Genomic DNA, 22,558 nt, shown 5'->3' on the forward strand with positions numbered 1-22,558 from the left:
CCTGCCAGGTCCCGGCGAGGGCCCGCAGCCCTTCACCTTTCAGCAGGTCAGACGAGCGTCGACGGGCGGGTGTTCGTTTACGCGGCCGGCGCCTGTCCGTCACCCCGGTTGCCTTGCGCCCTCCCCTCCCCCTCCTTTCCCACCGTCCCCACGACCCGACCGCCCGCGCACCCCGGGCGCCTCCTCGCGCCCCGCGCCCGCCCCGCCCGATGTTCTACATCATGTAGTAGGTTCTCGTGGCAGCCCCCGCCGCGCCCCGAGGCCGCGGCGTCCGGAGGCGGTGTTCTGCGTGCTCTTCAGGAGGCTGATCGACCGTGCCCCGCTGTGACATCCCGGACGACCTCCGGCCCATCGGCCCGCCCCGCGGCGGCCGGATCACCATCGTGTCCGCGAGCGTGGGCGCGGGGCACGACGGCGCCGCCGACGCGCTCGCCCTCCGGTTGGAGGCGGACGGGTTCCTGGTGGACCGGCACGACTTCCTCGACCTGCTGCCGGCCCGGCTCGGCCGCCTCCTCGCCGGCGTGTACCACCGGCTGCTCACCAGCGCGCCCTCCGGCTACCAGCGGATCTACGCCGCCACCGAACGCTCGGGCTCCCCGGGACCGGTCGTCCGCGCCCTGCTCCGCGGCGCCGAGAGGCGCACGCTCCGGGCGGTCGGGGCACGGTCGCAGGCGGTCGTGTCCACCTATCCGCTCGCCAGTCAGGTGCTGGGCGCGCTGCGGCGCGACGGGCGCCTGGGCGTTCCCGCATTCACCTATCTCACCGACTTCTCGGTGCACCCCCTGTGGGTCGCGCCCGGCATCGACGCGCACCTCGCCGCGCACCCGGTCCCGGCGGAGCAGGCCGCCGCGCTCGGCGCGGCCGGGGTGCGGGTGACCGGTCCGGTGACCGGGCCCCGTTTCGCCGCGGCCGACGAGGCCGAACGCCGGGACGCCCGTGACCTGTTCGGCCTCCCCCAGGACGCCCCGCTCGCCCTCCTGGTGGCGGGATCCTGGGGCGTGGGTCCGGTGCGTGAATCGGCCGCCGAGATACGGGACAGCGCCGCCGCCGAGCCGGTGATCGTGTGCGGGCGCAACACCGCGCTGGCCGAGCGGTTGCGCGCGGACGGGTTCCGGTACGTCCACGAGTGGATCGGGGACATGCCGCGGCTGATGCACGCCTGCGACGTACTCGTCCAGAACGCCGGGGGCCTCACCTCGCTCGAAGCGTTCGCCGGCGGGCTGCCCGTGGCCAGTTACCGGTGCATACCGGGGCACGGGCAGACCAACGCGGCCGCCCTGGACGAGGCGGGGCTCGCCGTGTGGATCCGCACACCCCAGGACCTCACCCCCGTCCTGTCCGACCTCGTCAAGGGGCCGCTCGGGGAGCGCCAGCGGGCGGCCGGGCTCGCCCTCATGTCGCCCGACCCCGGCCCGGCGGCCGTCATCGCCGCCGCGGCACTCCCCCAACCGCAGGTCGGCCGGAGGCGCCACCTCGCCGTCTCCCGGGGCAAGTTGGCGGCCGCCACGCTCACCGCGGCCCTCTCCCTCGGAGTCGGGGCGCCGCTCGCCCATGCCTACGCGTCCGACGGCGGGCGCCTGCCCCGCCTCGCCCACAGCCTTGTCGAAAGGTGCGAACTGTGAGTTCACGTACCGCCAGAACCGCGCTGCTCGTCGCGGCGGGGACGCTGCCCGCGCTCGCCGTCGCGCACGCGGCGCCGGCCGTCTTCGCCCTCGGCCCCGTGCGCAACCGGACCATGCCCGGTCTCTCCGGCGTCGGGCACCCGGACCACATCGCGCTGACCTTCGACGACGGACCCGACCACCTCTCGACGCCGCACTTCCTCCGGCTCCTCGAACGGGAGGGCGTGCGGGCCACGTTCTTCGTGCTCGGCTCGATGCTCGCCCGCTCACCCGGGCTCGCCAAGGAGATGGCGGCCGCCGGACACGAGATCGGGGTGCACGGCTGGGCGCACCGCCCGCTGGTGCTGCGCGGGCCCCGCGCCACCCGGGACGATCTCGAACGCGCCCGTGACCTGGTCGGCGAGGTCACCGGCGAGCGCCCCCGGCTCTTCCGGCCGCCGTACGGGGTGATGAGCACGGGGGCCCACCTGGCCTGCCACGAGCTCGGACTCACGCCCGTCCTGTGGACGGCGTGGGGTGAGGACTGGCGCCGCCGGGCGACGCCGCGCTCGGTGCACGACACGGTGATGCGTTCGCTGCGCGGCGGCGGCACGGTGCTGCTGCACGACTCCGACTGCACCTCGGCGACCGGCTCGTGGCGCACCACCCTGGGCGCGCTGCCGGGGCTCCTCGACGCCTGGCGGGCCCGGGGCTGGCGGACGGGACCGCTGCGCGACCACGGCTGCGAGCGCCTCTACGCGGCGTAGTAGCTTGGGTCCCGCCCGGTGGCCACCGGGCGCGGCAGGGACGAAGGGGTACGGACGTGGCGGACGACGGCGCCGGAACGGCCGGGCGGCGGGCGCCCGGTGAGCTGGAGAACGAGGTGCTCGCCGCGCTCTGGGCGGCCGGGGAACCCGCCGCCGCCGGCACGGTCCGCGAGCGCGTCGCCGGTGACCCCGCCTACACCACGGTCCTGACCATCCTGTCCCGGCTGTACGAGAAGGGCCTGGTCACGCGGGAGCGGGCGGGCCGGGGCTACCTCTACTCCCCCGTGCGGGACGAGGCGGGGCACGCCGCCGCGGGCATGCGGGCACTGCTGGAGAAGGGCGGCGACCGGGCCGCGGTGCTCGCCCGGTTCGTCTCCGAACTGGGCACCGAGGACGAAGAGATCCTCGAGCAGTTGCTGCGCGGGCACAAGGAGGGCTGAGCGGTGCGCGTCGCCCTCTGCACCCCTCTCGTGGTCGGCGCGGTGCTCGCGCTCGTGGCGCCCTGGGCCGGTGGCCGGCTGCCGCCGCGCCTGGCCGCCTGGCTCCTGACGCTGACCTCGCTGGTCGCGGCGGTCGGCACGGCCGGCGCCCTCGGCATGATGGCGTTCACGCTCATCGGGCAGATCCCGGCCGTGGCCGCGGAGGGTGAGTGGTCGCCGGGTCTGCTGGCGGCGCACACCCCGGTCAACCGGCTGGTCGCGGCGGTCTGCGCGCTGGCCGTGGCGGGCTGTGCGGGGGCGTTGGCGGTGAGCGCCTGGCGGCAGGGCGTGGTGTGGCTGGCGGCCCGCCGGGAGTGCCGCGCGCTGCCGGCGGGCAGCGGGCTCGCGGTGGTCGACGACCCCGTACCGCAGGCGTTCGCGCTGCCGGGATCGCCGGGACGCGTCGTGGTCTCGTCCGGGATGCTGCGGGCCCTGAGCACGGACGAGCGCACGGCGCTGCTCGCGCACGAGCGGGCCCATCTGCGCCACCGCCACCATGTGTTCCTGCTGGTGCTGCGCCTGGCGGCGGCGCTCGATCCGATGCTGCGGCCGGTCGCGCGGGCCGGGAGTCTCGCGGTGGAGCGCTGGGCCGACGAGGAGGCCGGCGCCCTGGTGGGCGACCGGACGCTGGTGGCCCGGGCGGTCGCGCGGGCGGCCCTCGCGGCCAAGCGGGCCCCGCGCCACTCGCTCGCCGCGACCGGCGGTCCCGTACCGCAGCGTGTGCGGGCGCTGCTGGCTCCGCCGCCGCCCTTCCGCCGCGATCTGGTCGTGGCGCACGCGCTGCTCATGGTGATCTGCTGCTTCAGCCTGGCGCTGTCCGCCGACGACATGGACCAGCTCTTCGACACCGCGTCGCCCGGCCACGCGTACGCGGCCGGGCGGCCCCACCACCACCGTCACCACGAGGGCTGAGGCTCAGGTGGCCAGCAGGCCCCGGCCCAGCCAGTCGGAGGAGTCCTTCACACCCGGCAGGGCGTAGAAGTAGCCGCCGCCGGTCGGGGAGATGTAGTCGACGAGCGGCTCGTCGATGAGCCGCTCCTGGGTCGCCTCGAACTGCCGCTTGACGTCCTGCTGGTAGCTGCAGAAGACCAGGCCCATGTCGAGGTTGCCGACGTTGTCGATGCCCCGGTCGTAGTTGTAACCCCGGCGCAGGATGCGGGTGTTGTCCGTCTGCGGGGTCCTGGGGTTGGCGAGGCGTATGTGCGCGTTCATCGGGATCGCGGTGCCGTGCGGGTCCTTGGCGTACTGGGGGATGTCGGTCTCGGCGGCGCCGTCGAGCGGGGCGCCGGTGTCCTTGCGGCGGCCGAACATCTTCTCCTGCTCGGTGAGCGAGACCCGGTCCCAGAACTCGACGAGCATGCGGATCACCCGGATGACCTGGTAGCTGCCGCCGACCGCCCAGGAGGGCTCGCCCAGCGCGTCGCCGACCCAGATCAGGCGGTCGGTCTCACGCGAGGACTTCACGTCCGGGTTGACGATGCCGTCCTTGAAGCCGAGCAGGTTGCGCTGGGCGCCGGTGGGGCGCGGCGCGTTCTGGAAGCCGTCGATGCGCCACTTGATCTGCATGGCGCCGCGGGTGTGCCGGGCGATGTCGCGCAGGGCGTGCAGGACCACGTCCTGGCGGGCGCCGCAGATCTGGAGCGAGAGGTCGCCGTGGCATTCGGCGGCCTTGAGGTTGTCGTTGGGGAAGGTCCGCATGGGCGTGAGGCGCACCGGCTTGGCCTTGGCGAGTCCGTACCGGTCGTCGAAGAGCGAGGCGCCGACGCCGACCGTGACGGTCAGCTCGTCGGCGGGGACGACCGGGCCGAGGATGCCGTTGTCGGACGGCGGGGCGCCGACGCCGAGGTCGGCGGGGGCGCCGCCGGCGGTCAGGAAGCGGGCCCGTTCGGTGATGGTGCGCAGCAGGTCGCCGAGGTCCTTGCGGCTCTCGGCGATGACGTCCAGGGAGACGAAGGTGGCGGCCGCGGGCTGCGGGGTGAGGATGCCGGCCTGGTGGGCGCCGTGGAAGGGGACCGTGCCGCCGTCGCTGGCGCCGTCCGCGTGTGCCGGGGCCGTACCGGCCTGGCTGAGCGCGAATCCCCCGCCGGCCAGGACGGCACCGGCCGCGCCCGCGCCCAGGGCCGTCTTGACGAACGAGCGCCGTCCGGCGGGGCAACCGCCTTGCGGGGCGGGGGTTTCGGCGGGCATGTCGGGGTTCCCTTCGGGGCGTGCGGCAGATCGTTCGGCGGGCATCAGGCGGACTTCCGGATCTCCAGGAGGTCCGGCACCGGGGCCAGGTCCTCGAGGAGCTGGCCGGTCGCGCCGTTGAGCCGGGCGCGGGCGGTGGCGTCCAGCTTGTCGACGGGCGTCCAGGCCTGGTCGTGGTGGGCGGCGTCGAGCAGCTTCTGCACCCGGTCGATGTCGCCGTCGACCCTGGGCAGGAGCTGGGCGTCGCGGGAGGCGAGCAGCGGGCGCAGGACGCCGAGGAGCTCGCGGGTACCGGCGAGGTTGGCGTCGGCGGTGGCGAGGGAGGTTCCGCTGCCCTGGTCGGCGTCGCCGGTCAGCTCGAACTGGAGGGTGTTCTCCAGGATCTCGTGGGTGCGCAGCGGCAGGTCGCCCGGGTCGAAGTCCTGGGTGGGGAACGCCTTCTGGAGACCCGCCGCGTCCTCGGCGAGGCGGGCCGCGGGGGCGGCGAGGTCGCCCGCCGCCTGGCCGTGCCACAGGCCGTACTCGACCCGGTGGAAGCCCGTGAAGTCCTTGTCGTTCACGCCGTCGGGGCGACCCGCGGTGCGTCCGTTGATCTTCTTGTCGAAGTCCTGGAAGGTGCCGTAGGCGGCACCGAGCGAGGAGTAGGTGCGGTGCGCGGTGAGCCAGTCGGTGCGCGCGGCGTCCAGATTGCCGCCCGCGATGTCGTCGCTGAGCTGCTTGGTCTGGGCGACCAGGGTGGCCAGGTTCTGGTTCACGTAGCTCTTGTACGCGGTCAGGGGCGCGGCCAGGTCGGCCTCGGAGACCGGCACGACCGCCTTGGCCGCGCCGCCGCCGCTGACGCGTACGGAGGCGGAGGTGACGGCCTTGCCTCCGGTCGGCACGCAGCGCCAGGCGTAGGAGCCGCCCGCGACGGTGGCGACGAGGTCACGGGTGGTGCCGGGGGCCAGGCCCTCGATCTCGCCGTACACCGCGTTGCTCGCCGGGTCGATGAGGTAGACCTCGGAGGCCTTGTCGCCGGTGTTGTGCATCTGGAAGGTCTGGCGGCCGGGCTTGGGCGCGCTGAATCCCTTGCCGCACTCCTTCTCGGACACCGCGACGGTCTGGGCGTCGGCGGGCTTGGACCCGCTGAGGGCGACGACGGCGCCCGCGATGACGGCGGGTACGGCGACGACCGCGACCGGGACCACCCAGGCGGGCCGCCGTCGCGCGGGCACCCCGGCTGCGGCGGGTTCACCCTCGGCGGGTTCCGCTGCCTTGGCAGGCTTCTCGGCCACCGTGCGTACGCCCCGGACGAACAGGGTCATCACGACGGCGAGGTAGCCGACGTAGGCGACGACCTGGAGCCAGGTCATCGTCGGCGTCAGGTTGAACACGCCCTGGACGAGGGTGCTGTACCAGGCGCCCGGGTCGATGCTCTGGCTCAGGTCAACGGCGTACGCGGACTTGCCGGGCAGCACCCCGCCCTCCTGGAGATCCCGCAGGCCGTAGCCGAGCACTCCGGCGGCGATGACGATGAGCACGGCGCCGGTGGCGGTGAAGAACTTCGTGAGGTTGATCTTCAGGACCCGGCGGTACAGGCCCCAGCAGAGCCCGGCGGCGATGACGATGCCGACCCCGGCGCCGATCATCGGGCCCGCCGACTCGCCGGCGGCGCGGGCCGTGGTCCACAGGAACAGGGCGGTCTCCAGGCCCTCGCGGCCGACCGCGAGGAACGAGGTGACGACGAGCATGCCCGCGCCCATGGCCAGCGCTCCGGTGACCTTCTCCTTGATCTCGCCGGAGAGGCTGCGGGCCGAGCGGCGCATCCAGAACACCATAGCCGTGACGAAGGCGACGGCGACCACGCTGAGCGTGCCGCCGAACGCTTCCTGGGCGGTCCCGGACATGCTGGCGGCGGTGAAGGTGAGCACCGCGCCGAAGCTCATCGCGAGCGCGACCGCGGCGAGCACGCCGGTCCACACCTGGGGCAGGCGGGACTTGGCCTCGGCGCGCACCAGTGTCGCGACCAGGATCGAGACGATCAGCCCTGCCTCAAGCCCCTCCCTCAATCCGATCAAGAAGCTTGGAAACGCGTCGTCCCACATGCCGTTCTCCCCAGCCCTGCAAAGGCGTGCCTCGCCTCAGTTAGCGAAGGCATACCTTAATCACAGAGCCTGTGAGACGTCTACACAGGTGTAGTCAAGTGGTTTCCACGGGGTGGTCGGGCAGCGATCGCGGCCCCACCGGCCGGGTGCGGGGCCGGCGCCCCGCGGACGGTTTTGGCCCGGCGCGTGCTGGGCCGCGCTCCGGGCCCACCCCCTCCCCCCGGCGCCCACAGCTCCATCGTCTACAGTCGCGTAGACATTCACCGGGTGGCGATCACTCCCGGATCGGACTCATGGGCCCAACCATGCCCGCATCAGGGGCGGTTGAGGGCTGGGCGCGCTGCGCCGGGAGGGCAGGAACGACGATGGGGCAGCCGAGCAGCGAGGCGACGACCAGGCCCGCACCACGGGGAGGGACCCGCCGGGCCGCACGCGCGGGCGACTCCGCCTGGAGCAAGGTGCCCGAGGTCACCGTCCTGTTCTGGATCGTCAAGGTGCTCACCACCGGCATGGGCGAGACCGCGTCCGACTTCCTCGGCCGCACCCTCGGCCCGATCCCGGCCGGAGGGCTCGGACTCGCGGGCCTGGTCATCGCGCTGGTGGCGCAGTTCCGCAGCGACCGGTACCGGCCGTGGACGTACTGGTCGGCGATCGTGATGGTCAGCGTGTTCGGCACGATGGCCGCCGACGTCGTGCATGTGGTGGTCGGCATTCCCTACACGGTCTCCACGGTCGCCTTCACCGTGGCGCTGGCCGCCGTCCTCATCGCCTGGTACGCCGGCGAGCGGACGCTGTCGATCCACAGCATCCGCACCCGCCGCCGCGAGGTCTTCTACTGGGCGACCGTGCTCGCGACCTTCGCGCTGGGCACCGCGGTCGGCGACCTGACGGCGGGCACGCTGAAGCTCGGCTACCTCGCGTCGGGCTTCCTCTTCGCCGCCCTGATCTCCGTGCCCGCCCTGTCCGGCCGCTTCCTCGGGCTCAACGCGGTGGCCGCCTTCTGGTGGGCGTACGTCCTGACCAGGCCGCTCGGCGCGTCCTTCGCCGACTGGATGGGCGTCCCCACCACGCGCAACGGGCTCGGCTGGGGCACCGGCCCGGTGACGCTGGCCCTGATCGTCCCGATCGTCGCCCTGGTCGCCTACCTCGCGGTCAGCCACAAGGACACCCCGCCCGAGCAGCCCGCCGCCTGACCGGAGCCCACTTCCGCGCCCCGCAAGATGGTGGAATGTTCAACAACACCGCGGTGTTGAGCGGGGTGCACGGCCCCGGCATCCGGGGCCCGGGACAGGACGAGCCGATGACCGCCGTACGCAGTGAAGCACCCGACAGCTACTACGAGTTCGGGACCCCCGCCGAGCGCTGGGAGCGGGCCCGGATGTTCTTCGAGGCCAAGGAGTACGTCACGGCCGCGGACATCCTGACCGGCCTGGTCGCCGAGGTGCCCGAGCAGGTGGCGCCGCGCCTGCTGCTCGCGCGGGCCTACTACCACTCGGCCCGCCTGCGGAAGGCGGAGGCGGAACTGCGCACGGTCCTCGAACGCGACCCCGTCGAGCAGTACGCCCTGCTCATGCTGGGCCGCACCCTGGAGCGCCAGGGCCGCCCGGTCGAGGCGGCGCCGTACCTGCGGGTGGCCGCGGCCATGGCGGGCGACCTCCCCGCCCCCGACCGAGCCTGAGGGCGCGGGGCGCCCCTCGTCGGCGAGGGGCGCCCGTCGGGCAGCACTTTCCGGCCAACCCGACTGCACCCAGTGACAGCTTCATCACGCTGTGCCACATTGCTGCGCATGAACCAATCCGCCGTTTTCTGCACCGTCGTACCTCCCCACATCCTCGAGCACCTCGCCCAGCACGAGGACCCCGCCCTGCACGAGCCCGCGCGCCGCACCCTGGAGCACGACTCCCTGCTGCGCACCCAGCGCCGGATCACCACCGTCCGCGGCGCCGCCGCCCCCGCCGGCACGCCGTCCGACAAGCCCCAGCGCACCATCTACGACGCCGGGCACCTGGAGACGCTGCCCGGCAGGAAGGTGCACGCCGAGAGCGATCAGCCCTCGGCCGACGCCACCGTCAACCGGGCGCACGCGGGCCTGGGTGCCACGTTCGAGTTGTATCTCAAGGCCTACGGACGCCACTCCATCGACGGCTCGGGGCTGCCGCTGAACGCGAGCGTGCACTACGGCGCGAAGTACGACAACGCCTTCTGGAACGGCGAGCGGATGGTGTTCGGCGACGGCGACGGCGAGCTGTTCCTCGACTTCACGCTGCCGGTCGACGTCATCGGCCACGAACTGACCCACGGCGTCACGCAGTACACCGCGAACCTGGAGTACTTCGGCCAGTCGGGCGCGCTCAACGAGTCCGTGTCCGACGTGTTCGGCTCGCTGATCAAGCAGTACGCGCTGGGCCAGAGCGCCGACCGGGCGGACTGGCTCATCGGCGCGGGGCTGCTCGGCCCGGACGTCCACGGCGACGCGCTGCGCTCGATGAGGGCCCCCGGCACGGCGTACGACGACCCGCGGCTCGGCAAGGACCCGCAACCGGCCGCCATGGACGACTACGTGCGCACGAGCAGCGACAACGGCGGGGTGCACATCAACTCGGGCATCCCCAACCACGCCTTCTACCTGGTGGCCACGGCACTCGGCGGCAACGCCTGGGAGCGGGCCGGGAAGATCTGGTACGCCGCGCTCACCGGCGGCGAGCTCGCGGCGGACGCCCAGTTCGCCGACTTCGCCCGGCTGACCGCGGCGACGGCGCGCGGCCTGTTCGGCGAGGGCGACGAGATCGGGGCGGTGCTCAAGGCCTGGTCCCAGGTCGGCGTGCCGGCGACCTGACGCGGGCACGCTCCACGACCGGCCGGGCGCACGGGACCGTCGCGCGCGTCTCGTCCCGCACGTCCTCGGCATCAAAGGCGTCCGGATCGCGCTGGGGCGCGCGGTCGATCAGCCGCCCGGCCGGTCGCAGCAGCAGGTGCACGGCGAGCACGGTGACGGTGCCGAGCAGCGCGAGGTCGAGCCGGCCCGAGGCCGCGAGCACCCCGAGCGCCGCCGAACACCACAGGGTGGCGGCGGTGTTGAGGCCGTGGACGGAGGCGCCGTCGCGCAGGATGACGCCTCCGCCCAGGAAGCCGACGCCGGAGACGACGTAGGACGCGACCCGGGTGGGGCTGCCCGCGTCGCCGACCGCCTCGCTGTAGAGGACGAACAAGGTGGCCCCGGCGGCGACGAGGGCGTTGGTGCGCAGCCCCGCGGTGCGGGCGCGCCACTGCCGCTCGACGCCTACCAGGGCGCCGCAGCCGACGCCGACGGCGAGCCGCAGGGCGAAGTCGAAAGTGGTGAGGGTGGACACGGGGAGCTCCTCTCACCCGGCCGGGACCGGCCGGACGCACCGGCCCGGCGGCGCGTCGTGGGCGCTACCGCCGACCGGAGGGGTGTGGGGACGGGGAGCGGGGGGACCGTCGCCGGTCCGCGCCGCTGTGACTTCGCTCCATGTCCTCACCCCCTTCCCGGGCTCCTGGTCCCGCTGGGGACCGGCTGTCGACCCTACCCGCTATTTGCATATCTGCGCAAATACCCGGGTGCCGGACCGCCCCTCACTTCCCGTACACGGCCACGAAGTCCCGGGTCGCCTGGTTGTAGTAGCGCTCGGGCGGATTCTCGAAGTCGAGCAGGTTGGTGGGCTTCGGGTCGGCGGGGTCCTGCGCCGGGTCGTAGCTCATGAAGGAGGGCCAGGCGCGGTTCATGTCGAGCGGCATCGCCCGCACGGCCCCCGCCTGCTGCATGAGTTCGGCGAGGCTCCGGGCGGTGAGCGCCTGCCCGACGACCATGATGACGTCGCCCTGCGCCGTCACACCGACCCCCGAGCGCTCCACGAACATCCGGCTCTGGTCGGTGGCGCCCCACTTGGAGTCGACGTCGATGTCGGGCACGACCCTGCCGTTGTCGACCATGAGCTCAAGACACTGGCGTACGCCGACCACGTCGCGCGTCATCGCCATGTCACGCCCCCACACGCCGATCCTGATCGAGCCGTCCCGGTAGAAGACCTCCGAGGCCGCGCCGTCGCGCAGCCTCCCCGCCGTCTCGCCGTCGAGGTAGAAGCCGCCGCGCGAACCACCGTCGGTGATCTTGAAACCGCCGTTCCATGTGGCGAGGAGGCCGGTGCGCCTGCCCTTCGGGATGGTGGGCGGCACGGAGAACGTGCCGCCGGGCTCGCGCACTCCCGGGTGCAGTTCGAAGCGGGCCTTCGTACCGCTGATCCAGGCGACGGCCGCCTGATAGGAGGTGTGGTCGCGGTCGGGCCGTACGTAGGTGCCCTGCACCACGGGTTCACCGTGCGCGGCGCTCAGGACCCGCCACACGCCCTCCCCCGGCAGCGCCGGGGCGACCAGCGGCCGCATCGGGGCGCGCAGCGGGATCTCCTGGTGGCGGACCGGCACGGCCGGGGCCGTCGCCTTCATCCGGGCCAGCGCCTCACCCGGCAGGTCCCCGCCCACCTGCGGCGGGTCGAGTTCGTACTGGAGGTTCTCCAGCTTGTCGACGACCGGACCGAGCCGGTGTTCGCGGGCCCAGCCGGCCAGCCGCGCCGCCGTGCTGTCGTCACCGGGGTAGGTCAGCGCCTCCCCCACCGAGTAGCCGAGGGTGCCGACACAGAGCACGCCCACCGCGAGCGCGCCGCGGGTGGCCAGCCTGCGCCGCTTGAGCTGATGCGGCGTCAGTGCGCTCCGGGGCCGCCACGGCACCAGGCGCCGTCGGCGGGGTGGTGCCGCGTCGCGCGGGGCCATCGGGTCGGGTCCGTTCCGTTCGCCCTCGACGCCGCCGCCGTTCGGCCGTCCCGACCTGTGCGCCATGTCGCCCTCTCTCGGCCTGCTCGGGACCTCGCGGTCCATCGCACGGAGGTCTCGCTCCTCCGCGGACGACAGTCGTGAGTCGGCCGCCGTGCCGTTTCACAACCTAAGCGCGCTTTTCCGACATATCGACCGGGGCCGGGCGACCGGATTACCCTCTGGCCGCCGCCGGCGCGCACGACGCTGCGTGAGGTGATGGGGTTTCATCCGGCCCGGAGCAGGGGGCGGCTGCCGGTGGGCGGAGCTGTCGGACACGGCCGCAGGGACGATCTCCCGGCCGTGCGGTGAACCTCTCGGAGCCCGCGCACCGCGCCGCCCGGGCCTGCGGCAGGCCACCTGCCGACTACACGACCGAGGACGCCCCGTCGGCCCCGAAGGGGGCCTGGCCGAGCGGCCCCGAAGACACCAACGGCCCTTCCCCCGTGGGAAGTTCGAGCTCGGGACGGTCCCACATCACCGCGGGCGGGCGGGCCACGACAGTACCGACGCGCCGCGCCCCCACGCCGAGGTAGAAGCCCTCGGCGGGCGGATGGGAGACGATCCGCACGCCGGCCAGTCCGGCCGCGCGCGCCTCGCGCTTCATGTGGTCCATGAGGAGGCGCCCGATCCCCCGGCCCTGTGCGTCGTCCGCGACGAACATCAGGTCCAGTTCGGGCGGGCTCAGGACCAGCGCGTAGAAGCCGAGGATCCGGCCGTCCTGGCCGACGGCGACATGGACCCGATGGGTCTCGATGTAGTCCGGGCCCACCCGGTATCCGGCGATCATCGGCGCGTACGGGCCCTCGTAGGCGCTGGAGGTGCGGACCAGGCGGGTCAGCCGTCTGGCGTCGCGGGCGCTCGCCCGGCGGACGCTCGCCCCGGCGCGCTCGTCGCGGCCCCCACCCGTAACGCGTGAAGTCATGAGGAGAGTATTACTCACCGGATCTGCGCCCCTCCTTCCGGGCCGGGCCGCACGCCTGCGCCCCCGCCCGGCGCCGCGACCAGGACCTCCCCGGCCGGGGTCCGGTAGTAGAGGACCGAGCGGCCCGAGCGGCGCCGTCCGACCAGCCCGGCGTCGAGCAGGATCCTGAGGTGGCGGCCCACCGAGCCGAGGCCCTGGCCGGTGAGCGCCACCAGGTGGCTCGTGCTCTTCGGGGCGTCGAGCAGGGCGAGCACGCCCGCGCGGGCCGGTCCCAGCAGCGCGCCCAGGGCCTGGGGCGCCGCCGGCCGGGCGGGCTCGGCGAGCGCTCCCGCACACGAGTAGACGATGCCGTAGTGCCCCCGGTCGTCCCAGGTGACCCAGCAGGGGCGCGGGGTGACCGGCAGGAACAGCAGGTGGGCCGCCGAGATGTCCCGCGGCGGGCGGTCCTGCACGTTGATCTGGAGCCGGCTGTCGCCGAGCCAGCGCATCCCGGGCCGCATGTCGTCGAGCACCGCCGCCCAGCCGCCCCGGCTCAGTTGCCCGGTGCGCGCGATGATGTCGGCCTCCATGATCCGGCGCCGCCGGGCCCAGTCCGGGCCCACCACCCGCGTCCACAGCCAGTCGAGCAGGTCCGCGGTGCGGTGCTGGAGATCGGGGCCGCGCAGGGAGGCGGGCAGCGGGCCGCCGATCGTCTCGGCGAGGTCGGCGTGCACGACCGCGGCCGGGGTGTCCCTGATCTCCGCCAGCTCCTCGTGGAACGACCGCTCACCGTCACCGGTCGGTGTCGGCACGAGATAGTCCGCCGTCCAGTGGGCGCTGCGCACGGCGCGCACGAGCCGCGCGGTGACCGGGTCGGCCGCCAACCGCGCCCGGAACGCGGGCAGATGGGCATCGAACCAGGCCCGCTCGCCGGGGTGGCGGGCCACCGGGGCGAGGAGCGCGAAGAGGGTGGCCGTGGTCTCGGCCAGCGGCGAGACCAGGAACCGGCTGCCCGCGAGCGTGTCCGCGCCGACCTGCCACCACCCCATGTTTCGCCTCCCCGCGCAACAGTAACGTCCGCGCGGTACGCACCCCGAGACTCCCCGTCATGCCCACCTACCGCGGCCTGCTGCGCACCCCGGAATTCACTCCGTTCTTCCTCGTCTGCTCCCTCCAGGTCGCCGCGGCGACGGTCAGCGGCCTGGCACTGGCCACCCTCGTCTACGCGGCGACCGCCTCGCCGCTGCTCTCGGCGCTGAGCATGTTCGGCACCTCCTTCACCCAGGTGATCGGAGCCGGCCTGCTGATGTCGGCGGCCGACCGCGTCGCACCACGCGCCGCGACGACCGCGATCGCGCTGACCTGCGCGGTGAGCACCGCCGTGCTCACCGTCCCGGGCCTGCCCGTCGGCGCGGTGTTCGCGGTGCTGCTCTGCCAGGGCCTGGTGACCTCGGTGGGCGGCGGCGTCCGGTACGGGCTGCTCGACGAGATCCTGCCGAGGGCGCATTACCTCCTGGGCCGCTCGGTGCTCAACATGGGCACGGGCCTCACGCAGATCTGCGGATTCGCCCTCGGCGGCGTCCTCGTGGCCGCCCTCTCCCCGCGCGGCACCCTGCTCGCGGGCGCCGCCCTGTACGCGGCCGCCGCGGGCGTCGCCCGCCTGCGCCTCGCCCCGCGCCCGCCGCGGGCCTCGGGGCGGCCCTCGGTCAGCCAGACATGGCGCGTCAACTCCCGCCTGTGGGCGGACGGTTCACGCCGCCGCCTCTACCTCGCCCTGTGGGTGCCGAACGGCCTGGTCGTCGGCTGCGAATCGCTCTTCGTGCCGTACGCACCCGACCACGCGGGGCTGCTCTTCGCCTCGGCGGCGCTGGGCATGCTCACCGGGGACACCGTCACCGGCCGCTTCCTGCCCCCGGGTTGGCGCGCCCGGCTCGCCACCCCGTTCCTGCTGCTCCTCGCCGCGCCCTATGCGGCCCTGGCCGCGCACCCGCCGCTGCCGGTGATCGTCGCTGCCGTGTCGCTGGCCTCCGTCGGATACGCGGCGAGCCTGCTCAACCAGGAGCGGCTGATGGCCCTGGTCCCGGACCGCATGACGGGCCAGGCCCTGGGGCTGCACACCAGCGGGATGCTCACGTTCCAGGGTGTGGGCGCCGCCCTCGCGGGCACGGCCGCCCAGCGGACCTCGCCCGGGACGGCCATGGCGGTGATGGCGGCGGCGTCGATCGTGGTGACGCTGCTGCTCACGGCGGGATCAGGCCGAATTCGCGGTCGCCGGGGGCCCGTTGAGGCCCGGGGCCGCGCACCGCAGCCCGTGTCCGAGGCGTGAGGCGGGCATGGCCGATACCGCGTGGTGTCGGCAGGACGCGAAGGCCACGGGGTAGATAGGGGTCATGACCGACCATCTTCTGTCGCCCGCCCTCTACGTCTTAATGATCGTCCTGGTCATGAAGGTCATGGACGGGTTGCCCCAGCTCACGTTCAGTCCGCGCAGGCCGCCGAGGGTGGCGGTCGGTCTCTGGCTGATCGTGGCGGTCCCCTCCCTGCTCCAGTTCGCGTTCCCGGGGATCTACGACGCCCTGCACCGCGACTCCGACCAGATCATCGACCACGGCCAGTGGTGGCGGGCGTACACCTCCTTCATGGTGCAGGACGGCGGGGTCGGCGGAACCGCGTTCAACCTCTTCGTCCTGGCCCTGATCGGCTACGCCGCCGAGCGCGTGTGGGGCACCCGCATGCTGCTGGCGCTCGTGCCGGCGCTCCTGCTCGTGTTCAGCGTGGACACCTTCCTGGTCCACGGGCCGCCCGGGGGCGGCAACTCGGGCCTGACCTTCCGCCTCGCCACCAGCATCGCCGGGCTCGCCCTGCTGACCCGCCCCGGGCGGCGCCACTCGCTGCTCGCCGCCGCCATCTGCGTGGACGGCGCGGTCCTGCTGCTGCTCGGCGACGGCCACGGCGAACCCATGATCACCGGCATCGTCGCGGGTCTGCTCGCGGCCCTCGTGCAGCGCCGCTGGCCGCGCGTGTGGAAGCCGGTCGCGGCCGACCCGGCGGCGGTGCGACCGGGCGGGCGCGCCCCCGAGGACGCCCCGGAACCGGAGCGCGACCTGGAGGGCCACTGAGTCCAACCCCCGTACAGAACGGGGAGATTGACTGAGAGCGCACTCCAACTCGTAGCGTCTTAGGCATGACCCACTCCGCACAGCACACTCCCCAGCACGCCATCGGATCCGGATTCGGGGCCCACAGCACCACCACGGACGTCCTGGCCGGGGCCGACCTCACGGGGCGGCTCGCCCTCGTCACGGGCGGATACTCGGGGCTCGGCCTGGAGACGACACGTGCGCTCGCCGGGGCGGGCGCACGCGTCGTGGTGCCCGCCCGCCGGCTCGATGTGGCCCGCGCCGCCGTGGCGGGCCTGCCCGGCGTCGAGGTCGACGCGCTGGACCTCGCCGACCTCGACAGCGTGCGCGCCTTCGCCGACCGCTTCCTCGCCACCGGCCGCGCCCTCGACATCCTGGTCAACAGCGCCGGGGTGATGGCCTGCCCCGAGACCCGGGTGGGGCCGGGCTGGGAGGCCCAGTTCGCCACCAACCACCTCGGGCACTACGCGCTGGTCAACCGGCTGTGGCCGGCCCTCGCCGCGGGCGGGGCCCGGGTCGTGTCGGTCTCCTCCCGCGGCCACCAGCTCTCCGCCATCCGCTGGGACGACCCGCACTTCACCCGGGGCTACGACAAGTGGCAGGCGTACGGGCAGGCGAAGACGGCCAACGTGCTGTTCGCCGTCCACCTCGACGCCCTGGGCCGGGACGCGGGCGTGCGGGCGTTCTCGCTGCACCCGGGCGAGATCAACACGGCACTCGTCCGCCACGTGTCCGACGAGGAGCGCGTCGCCGCGGGCTGGGTCGACGAGCAGGGCAACTGGTCGCTCGACTTCAAGACCCCCGAGCAGGGCGCCGCCACCCAGGTGTGGGCGGCGACCTCCCCGCGGCTCGCGGGCCTGGGCGGCGTCTACTGCGAGGACTGCGACCTCGCGGAGCCCGCGGCGCCGGGCGCGAACGGCGTCGTCGGGGGCGAACTCGACCACGACGCGCTCACCCCCGGCGTCCGCCCGCACGCCACCGACCCCGAGCAGGCCGCCCGGCTGTGGGCGCTCTCGGCCGAGCTCACCGGCGTCGACGCGTTCGCGGCCTAGGGACGGGGTCCTCAGCCGCGGTACGTCTCCAGGAGGCGCAGCCACACCTCGCTGATCGTCGGGTACGAGGGGACCGCGTGCCACAGGCGCTCCACCGGGACCTCTCCCGCGATGGCCACCGTCGCCGAGTGGATGAGCTCGCCGACGCCGGGGCCGACGAAGGTGACACCGAGCACGACGCTCCGGTCCTCGTCGACGATCATGCGGGCCCGGCCGCGGTAGTCGTCGGCGTACAGACCGGCTCCCGCCACGCCGCTCATGTCGTAGTCGACACAGCGCACCCGGTGCCCCGCGGCCTGCGCCTCGGCCAGCGTGAGCCCGGCCGAGGCGGCCTCGGGGTCGGTGAAGACGACCTGCGGGACGGCCGCGTGGTCGGCCGTCGCGGCGTGCGCGCCCCAGCGGTCGCTCTCCAGGACCGGAGCCCCGGCGGCGCGGGCCGCGATGGCCGCTCCGGCGATCCGGGCCTGGTACTTGCCCTGATGGGTGAGGAGCGCACGGTGGTTCACGTCGCCGACCGCGTACAGCCAGTCGCTTCCCTCGACGCGGCAGGAGTCGTCGACGGGCAGCCAGGAGCCCGGTTCGATGCCGATGGTGTCCAGGCCGATGTCGTCGGTGCGCGGCGCGCGGCCGGTGGCGAAGAGGATCTCGTCGGCCTCCAGCCGCTCGTCGCCCTCGGGGCCGCGCACCGACACCGTCACCGCGCCGGTCGCCACGTTGCGTACGACACCGGTGACCGAGGTGCGCATGCGCAGCTCCGCGCCCGCCTCGCGCAGCGCGTCGGCGACCAGCTCCCCGGCGAAGGGCTCCATCCTGGGCAGCAGCCCGTCGCCGCGCACCAGCAGCGTCACCTCGGCGCCGAGGGCCTGCCAGGCGGTGGCCATCTCGACCGCCACCACTCCCCCGCCGACCACCACGAGCCGGCCCGGCACCTGCTGGGCGCTGGTGGCCTCGCGGCTGGTCCACGGGTTCACGTCGGCCAGGCCGTCGAGGTCGGGGAGCTGGGCGCGGCTGCCCGTGCACACGGCGACCGCGTGCCGGGCGGTGAGGACGTGGTGCTCGCCCTCGGGGCTGGTGACGCTGACCTTGCGGGTGCCGTACAGGCGACCGTGGCCGCGGTAGAGGTGGGCGCCGATGCCGTCGAGCCAGGCGACCTGGCCGTCGTCCTTCCAGTGGGAGGTGTACTCGTCGCGGTGGGCGAGGACCGCCTGCGCGTCGAGCGGGCCCTGCACCGCCTGGCGCAGCCCCGGCACCCTGCGGGCCTCCGCACGGGCGACGACCGGGCGCAGCAGCGCCTTGCTGGGCATGCAGGCCCAGTACGAGCACTCGCCCCCGACCAGTTCGCTCTCCACCACCGCACAGCTCAGGCCGGCCGCCCGCACCCGGTCGGCGACGTTCTCGCCCACCGGCCCCGCGCCCAGCACCACCACGTCGTATTCCTCGGCTTCCGTCATGGGCCCAGTCTGGTGTGCGGTGTACACGGAGGCCACAGGGGGCACCCGCCCAGGATGGAATACCGCGTCGGCGAACGCGGTTGTGCGAGGCGGCCCCACCCCCCGGGGCCGGGAAGAGGTGTAAGTGATGGCGACTGTCGAGCTGACCAAAGAGAACTTCGACTCGGTCGTGTCCGACAACGGATTCGTGCTGATCGACTTCTGGGCCTCCTGGTGCGGCCCGTGCCGGCAGTTCGCCCCGGTGTTCGAGGCCGCCTCCGAGCGCCATGAGGATCTGGTCTTCGCGAAGGTGGACACGGAGGCCCAGCAGGAGCTGGCGGCGGCCTTCGAGATCCGGTCGATTCCGACCCTGATGATCGTCCGGGACAACGTGGCGGTCTTCGCGCAGCCCGGCGCGCTGCCCGAGGCCGCCCTTGAGGACGTCATCGGACAGGCCCGCGGCCTGGACATGGACGAGGTCCGCAAGTCGGTCGAGGCGGCGCAGCAGCAGTAGCCCCGCCCCCGCCAAGCGTTCACCCGTGGCCTCCTCCCCCGACGGGGAGGGGGCCGCGGTGATGTCCGGGCCGGAATCCGCCATTGCTGGGCGCCGCCGGGGCGTCGGTTACCGGTCAGCCGCCCGGGTGCGGGCGCCCGGGTCCCTTCCGCACGCTGTGGCCGAGGCCGGGTCAAGATGGCAACCGGCGCCAATCCACGGCCAGTTCGCCCCCGCCGGGTTCGAGCCAGCCGAGGGTGGGCGGTGTGAGGATTCGGCGGACGTGGCGTGTGCCTGCTCCTACTCTCCGTCCTCATGCGAATCACACACCTGAGGCGTTTCGGCCTCGCCGCGGCACTCGCCTCCTCCCTCGCCCTGTTCGGCGTGGGGCAGTCGGCGAGCGCCGACACCGCCGCCGATGTCAGCATCAGCGCCGACCAGGCGTCGACGGCCCCCGGTGGCACGGTCAACCTGAAGATGACCTTCACGAACAACCAGACCACCGACGTCTGGTTCGTCTACCAGTCGGTACAGCCGACCTGGGCGACCACCCAGCGTCCGGACCTCAAGTACGCGCTCGCCTCCTGTTCCGGCGAGGGCGTGACCTGCACCGGGACCGGCACCACCTCGATCGGCGTGAACTACTCCGTCCCGGTCGCGCCGGGCACCAGCCGCACCGTCACCGTCCCGGTGCAGATAGCGGCGGACTCCGGCTGCAACGGAAACATCGCGTTCTACAGTTACGTCTACTACGAGTACAACGACAGCCAGAGCCACAAGGACGGCGTCTTCAACTCCCCGACGACGCGGGTCAATTGCGCCACACCCGTCCCGGCCGGCACTCGGTAGCACCCGGCCGACCGCCCGCTCGGGCGGTCCACGTCCGCCGGTCGGCCCCACCCCCCGGGTCGGCCGGTTTCGTGTGTCCGGGGGGCGACCCTCGCCCGCCCCGTTCGAGCGCCCGTTTCGCGCGCATGGCCGAAAACGGGACACGACTCTCACAGGTAAGTTGTCTGGACCATTGTTGGTTCGCGCCCGCGTGCGCCCCCTGCCCCGAAAGCGTTTACTCCGCCGGGTCGCTCCGATTTCCCCGCCCCGGCGCATCCCGCGCGGGGCGGCCGGAAGGCGCCGCACCAACCTGTGCACCGGTCTGCGCCCCATCACGACGGCTACCGTTTTTCGTCATGTTTCACAGTAGCCACTCGAAAACTCCTCGCAGACCCGCACTATGTGACGCGTCAGAGCGGAACGGCGGGCCCTTCTCATCGGGGCGTGCCCGTTGCGTCGTACATGGGGCCCGGGCAGGCAGGGGAGTCTCAACGGGCCTCCAGGGGAGGGGACTTCACCGCGTGAAGCGGAACAGACACCGCGGCAGAAACATCACCGGCCTGGCGGTCGGCGGCGTTCTGCTCGCCATGGGCTTACCGGCCGCGCCGGCGTATTCGGCGACGTCCGCGCCGCGCGTCGACTTGTTGGTCCTCGTCGTCTCGGACGGCGGGCCCGCCACCGAGGCCATCACCGCGGAACTGGACGGCGAGGGCACGCCGTACACCGTGGTCGACCTCCAACAGTCGGGCCGCCCCGTGATCGACCAGGCGTTCCTCGCCGACACCGTCGACGGCGCCCCGCGGGCCAGATTCCAGGCCGTGGTGCTGCCCAACGACAACCCCTTCCCGACCGGCTCCGCCGAAATGGCCGCGCTCGCCGCGTACGAGAAGGCCTACGCGATCCCGCAGGTCGACGCCTACACCTACGCGCGGCCGCAGGTCGGCCTGGAGCCGGCCGCGAGCTCCGGCTACAGCGGCCCCGTGGACGGCGTCAAGGCTCAGGTGACCGCGGCGGGCCGGAGGTCCGGCCCGTTCGGCTACCTCAACGGCGGCGTTCCGTTCGAGGACAACTCGCCTGCGGTGAGCGAGAGTTACGCCTTCCTCGCCCGGCCCGCCGCGGGCGCGGACTTCACGAGCTACGTCGAGGCGCCCATGCCCGGCCGGACCGGCAACGGCAGCCTCGTCGGCGAGTACCGACACGACGGGCGCCGGGAACTGGTCGTCACCTTCGCGTACAACCAGTACCAGGAGCAGTTCAAGCTGCTCGCCCGGGGCATGGTCGACTGGATGACGCAGAACGTGCGGCTCGGCGCCTCGCGCAACTACTTCGCTGTCCACGTGGACGACGTGTTCGCCGGTGACGACCGCTGGGACTCCGCCCTCAACTGCACCCCGGGCGACGTGGACTGCCCGCCCGGGCAGGGCGTCGAGGACTCGATCCGGATGACACCGGCCGATGTGCGCAACGCCGTCGCCTGGCAGAAGTCGCGCGGCTTCACGCTCGACCTCGCCTACAACGGCGGCGGCAGCGTGGAGTACCGCGAGAACCACAACGGGACCGACGGCCTCGCCGACGAACTCGTCAAGGACAAGGCCGAGTTCCGCTGGGTCAACCACACCTACGACCACGCCTTCCTCGGCTGCGTGCAGGACGTCTCGGCCGTCCCCTGGAAGTGCGCGACCAACCCGGACGGTTCGACCCGCTGGGTGAGCCAGTCCGAGATATCCAAGGAGATATCCGACAACGAGCAGTGGGCGCGGGGCGCCGCACTGCCCACCGAACCGGATGAGCTCGTCACCGGGGAGCACTCGGGGATGAAGCTCCTGCCGCAGCAGCCGCAGGACAACCCGTACCTGGCCCCCGCGCTCGCCGCCAACAAGATCGACTGGCTCGGCGCCGACATGTCGCGCGACCCCGAGCAGCGCCAGGTCGGCTCCGCCTCCACCGTGGCCCGCTATCCGATCAACATCTTCTACAACGCGGGCCACGTCTCCGAGCAGGTCGACGAGTACAACTGGATCTACACGAGCCGCACCCAGGGCGGCAGCGGGCTGTGCGACGACCTGCCCGACACCACCTGTCTTCCGGCGCCGCTCAGCACGGCCACCGGCTACGCCGACCACATCGTGCCCCTGGAGACCCGGGTCGCCCTCGGCCATGTGCTGGGCAACGACCCGCGGCCGCACTTCATCCACCAGTCCAACCTCGCCGAGGACCGGATCGGGTACCCCGTACTCGACGGGGTGCTCGACCAGTACAAGGCCCTCTACGCGCCCAGCGCCCCGCTGGTGAACCTGCGGATGAAGGACATCGGCGCCGAGCTGCGCCGGCGCGGAGCCTGGAACACCGCGGTCAAGTCCGGCCGGGTCACCGCGTACCGGGTCGGCGACCGCGTGACCGTACAGGCCCCGGCGGGCGTGGCCGTCACCGCGACGATGCCCGACGGCACCGTCCAGGTCGCCGGCGGCACCACCGTGGCGTTCGGCCAGGCCTACGCCGGGAGCGTGTCCGGCTGGGTGTCCGCGCCGTCCGGGCAGAGCAGCCTCACGCTGGCCCTCGCCCCGGCCCCGGCCGGAGCCCTGGCACCGCTCTCCCGCCCCGCACCGCCCGCCAATCACGGCACGCCGCAGCGCGCACCGCGCACGCCGGTCCCCGCCGGTGTCACCAAGCCGGTCCCCTACGCCGCCGAGCGGCGCTGACCCCGGCCCCACCCGGCTTCGAAGGCCCGCCGTCGCCGCGGCGGCGGGCCGCCGGGCCGCCTTCACCACC

Annotated in this window: 20 protein-coding genes; 13 read left to right on the forward strand and 7 right to left on the reverse strand. The window is 73.5% G+C overall.

The annotated features are described in order from the left end of the window. The first annotated feature begins 314 nt into the window (after positions 1–314). Genes DT019_RS33590 through DT019_RS33605 form a run of 4 tightly spaced genes read left to right on the forward strand, consistent with a single transcriptional unit; the run spans position 315 to position 3,759 of the window. Entirely contained in the window at positions 315–1,622 is a 1,308-nt protein-coding gene (locus DT019_RS33590; protein WP_223279883.1) for an MGDG synthase family glycosyltransferase, read from the forward strand. Then, positions 1,619–2,368 (forward strand): polysaccharide deacetylase family protein, encoded by a 750-nt coding sequence (locus tag DT019_RS33595; protein ID WP_223279884.1) that lies wholly within the window; start codon positions 1,619–1,621, stop codon positions 2,366–2,368. Before DT019_RS33590 ends, DT019_RS33595 begins: the two co-directional genes overlap by 4 nt. A gap of 56 nt (positions 2,369–2,424) precedes the next feature. Continuing rightward, on the forward strand, positions 2,425–2,808 hold the full coding sequence (locus tag DT019_RS33600; protein ID WP_114040768.1) for a BlaI/MecI/CopY family transcriptional regulator: 384 nt from the start codon (positions 2,425–2,427) through the stop codon (positions 2,806–2,808). A 3-nt stretch (positions 2,809–2,811) separates the two neighbouring features. Beyond that, positions 2,812–3,759 (forward strand): M56 family metallopeptidase, encoded by a 948-nt coding sequence (locus tag DT019_RS33605; RefSeq protein WP_114040769.1) that lies wholly within the window; start codon positions 2,812–2,814, stop codon positions 3,757–3,759. Positions 3,760–3,762: 3 nt separating this feature from the next. Here the strand turns inward: DT019_RS33605 and efeB are convergent, their stop codons facing one another. Then, a complete protein-coding gene (efeB, locus tag DT019_RS33610) occupies positions 3,763–5,034 on the reverse strand; it encodes an iron uptake transporter deferrochelatase/peroxidase subunit (protein ID WP_114040770.1) in 1,272 nt (423 codons plus the stop codon). A gap of 44 nt (positions 5,035–5,078) precedes the next feature. Next, a complete protein-coding gene (gene efeU, locus DT019_RS33615; RefSeq protein ID WP_114040771.1) occupies positions 5,079–7,118 on the reverse strand; it encodes an iron uptake transporter permease EfeU in 2,040 nt (679 codons plus the stop codon). Between the two features lie 365 nt (positions 7,119–7,483). Here efeU and DT019_RS33620 point away from each other — a divergent pair, with 365 nt between their 5' ends. The 3 genes from DT019_RS33620 to DT019_RS33630 all read left to right on the forward strand — a co-directional run bounded on the left by DT019_RS33620 (position 7,484) and on the right by DT019_RS33630 (position 9,954). Continuing rightward, positions 7,484–8,311 carry a hypothetical protein gene (locus DT019_RS33620; RefSeq protein ID WP_114040772.1) on the forward strand — a complete coding sequence of 276 codons (828 nt, stop codon included), beginning with the start codon at positions 7,484–7,486 and terminating at the stop codon, positions 8,309–8,311. Between the two features lie 107 nt (positions 8,312–8,418). Further along, positions 8,419–8,796: a tetratricopeptide repeat protein gene (locus DT019_RS33625; RefSeq protein ID WP_114040814.1), complete on the forward strand. Its 378-nt coding sequence runs from the start codon at positions 8,419–8,421 to the stop codon at positions 8,794–8,796. 108 nt (positions 8,797–8,904) lie between these two features. Then, positions 8,905–9,954, forward strand: coding sequence for a M4 family metallopeptidase (locus DT019_RS33630; RefSeq protein ID WP_114040773.1), 1,050 nt, complete (start codon positions 8,905–8,907; stop codon positions 9,952–9,954). On the opposite strand, the gene DT019_RS33635 is transcribed toward DT019_RS33630, so the two are convergent. The 4 genes from DT019_RS33635 to DT019_RS33650 all read right to left on the reverse strand — a co-directional run bounded on the left by DT019_RS33635 (position 9,917) and on the right by DT019_RS33650 (position 13,895). Next, on the reverse strand, positions 9,917–10,468 hold the full coding sequence (locus DT019_RS33635; protein ID WP_114040774.1) for an MgtC/SapB family protein: 552 nt from the start codon (positions 10,466–10,468) through the stop codon (positions 9,917–9,919). The two genes, DT019_RS33630 and DT019_RS33635, sit on opposite strands and share 38 nt — an antisense overlap. A gap of 244 nt (positions 10,469–10,712) precedes the next feature. After that, on the reverse strand, positions 10,713–11,969 hold the full coding sequence (locus DT019_RS33640; protein ID WP_147267376.1) for a phosphodiester glycosidase family protein: 1,257 nt from the start codon (positions 11,967–11,969) through the stop codon (positions 10,713–10,715). 340 nt (positions 11,970–12,309) lie between these two features. Further along, positions 12,310–12,867 carry a GNAT family N-acetyltransferase gene (locus DT019_RS33645; RefSeq protein WP_114040776.1) on the reverse strand — a complete coding sequence of 186 codons (558 nt, stop codon included), beginning with the start codon at positions 12,865–12,867 and terminating at the stop codon, positions 12,310–12,312. Positions 12,868–12,881: 14 nt separating this feature from the next. Next, the gene (locus DT019_RS33650; protein ID WP_114040777.1) at positions 12,882–13,895 is read right to left on the reverse strand and encodes an ArsR/SmtB family transcription factor; all 1,014 of its coding nucleotides are present in this window, start codon (positions 13,893–13,895) and stop codon (positions 12,882–12,884) included. Positions 13,896–13,954: 59 nt separating this feature from the next. Between DT019_RS33650 and DT019_RS33655 the strand changes: the two genes are divergently transcribed. From DT019_RS33655 to DT019_RS33665, 3 genes are all read left to right on the forward strand, one after another. Next, a complete protein-coding gene (locus tag DT019_RS33655; protein ID WP_114040778.1) occupies positions 13,955–15,172 on the forward strand; it encodes an MFS transporter in 1,218 nt (405 codons plus the stop codon). 64 nt (positions 15,173–15,236) lie between these two features. Beyond that, on the forward strand, positions 15,237–15,965 hold the full coding sequence (locus DT019_RS33660; protein WP_114040779.1) for a rhomboid family intramembrane serine protease: 729 nt from the start codon (positions 15,237–15,239) through the stop codon (positions 15,963–15,965). 65 nt (positions 15,966–16,030) lie between these two features. Beyond that, a complete protein-coding gene (locus DT019_RS33665; protein WP_114040780.1) occupies positions 16,031–17,038 on the forward strand; it encodes an SDR family NAD(P)-dependent oxidoreductase in 1,008 nt (335 codons plus the stop codon). An 11-nt stretch (positions 17,039–17,049) separates the two neighbouring features. Here the strand turns inward: DT019_RS33665 and DT019_RS33670 are convergent, their stop codons facing one another. Then, positions 17,050–18,489, reverse strand: a complete 1,440-nt coding sequence (locus DT019_RS33670) for a dihydrolipoyl dehydrogenase family protein (protein WP_114040781.1) — start codon at positions 18,487–18,489, stop codon at positions 17,050–17,052. 127 nt (positions 18,490–18,616) lie between these two features. Between DT019_RS33670 and trxA the strand changes: the two genes are divergently transcribed. From trxA to DT019_RS33685, 3 genes are all read left to right on the forward strand, one after another. Beyond that, positions 18,617–18,982: a thioredoxin gene (gene trxA, locus DT019_RS33675; RefSeq protein ID WP_114040782.1), complete on the forward strand. Its 366-nt coding sequence runs from the start codon at positions 18,617–18,619 to the stop codon at positions 18,980–18,982. 294 nt (positions 18,983–19,276) lie between these two features. Then, on the forward strand, positions 19,277–19,810 hold the full coding sequence (locus DT019_RS33680) for a hypothetical protein (protein WP_114040815.1): 534 nt from the start codon (positions 19,277–19,279) through the stop codon (positions 19,808–19,810). A gap of 566 nt (positions 19,811–20,376) precedes the next feature. Beyond that, positions 20,377–22,488 carry a hypothetical protein gene (locus DT019_RS33685; RefSeq protein WP_114040816.1) on the forward strand — a complete coding sequence of 704 codons (2,112 nt, stop codon included), beginning with the start codon at positions 20,377–20,379 and terminating at the stop codon, positions 22,486–22,488. The last annotated feature ends 70 nt before the right edge of the window (positions 22,489–22,558 follow it).

Origin of the sequence: Streptomyces sp. SDr-06, assembly GCF_003324565.1 — a bacterium.
Lineage (GTDB): Bacteria > Actinomycetota > Actinomycetes > Streptomycetales > Streptomycetaceae > Streptomyces.

Coding starts and splice junctions, on each gene's coding strand:
- DT019_RS33630 (WP_114040773.1), top strand. CDS start 8,905: ATGAACCAATCCGCCGTTTTCTGCACCGTCGTACCTCCCCACATCCTC.
- DT019_RS33665 (WP_114040780.1), top strand. CDS start 16,031: ATGACCCACTCCGCACAGCACACTCCCCAGCACGCCATCGGATCCGGA.
- DT019_RS33650 (WP_114040777.1), bottom strand. CDS start 13,895: ATGGGGTGGTGGCAGGTCGGCGCGGACACGCTCGCGGGCAGCCGGTTC.
- DT019_RS33655 (WP_114040778.1), top strand. CDS start 13,955: ATGCCCACCTACCGCGGCCTGCTGCGCACCCCGGAATTCACTCCGTTC.
- efeB (WP_114040770.1), bottom strand. CDS start 5,034: ATGCCCGCCGAAACCCCCGCCCCGCAAGGCGGTTGCCCCGCCGGACGG.
- DT019_RS33680 (WP_114040815.1), top strand. CDS start 19,277: ATGCGAATCACACACCTGAGGCGTTTCGGCCTCGCCGCGGCACTCGCC.
- trxA (WP_114040782.1), top strand. CDS start 18,617: ATGGCGACTGTCGAGCTGACCAAAGAGAACTTCGACTCGGTCGTGTCC.
- DT019_RS33620 (WP_114040772.1), top strand. CDS start 7,484: ATGGGGCAGCCGAGCAGCGAGGCGACGACCAGGCCCGCACCACGGGGA.
- DT019_RS33685 (WP_114040816.1), top strand. CDS start 20,377: ATGGGCTTACCGGCCGCGCCGGCGTATTCGGCGACGTCCGCGCCGCGC.
- DT019_RS33640 (WP_147267376.1), bottom strand. CDS start 11,969: ATGGCGCACAGGTCGGGACGGCCGAACGGCGGCGGCGTCGAGGGCGAA.
- DT019_RS33645 (WP_114040776.1), bottom strand. CDS start 12,867: ATGACTTCACGCGTTACGGGTGGGGGCCGCGACGAGCGCGCCGGGGCG.
- DT019_RS33625 (WP_114040814.1), top strand. CDS start 8,419: ATGACCGCCGTACGCAGTGAAGCACCCGACAGCTACTACGAGTTCGGG.
- DT019_RS33660 (WP_114040779.1), top strand. CDS start 15,237: ATGACCGACCATCTTCTGTCGCCCGCCCTCTACGTCTTAATGATCGTC.
- DT019_RS33670 (WP_114040781.1), bottom strand. CDS start 18,489: ATGACGGAAGCCGAGGAATACGACGTGGTGGTGCTGGGCGCGGGGCCG.
- efeU (WP_114040771.1), bottom strand. CDS start 7,118: ATGTGGGACGACGCGTTTCCAAGCTTCTTGATCGGATTGAGGGAGGGG.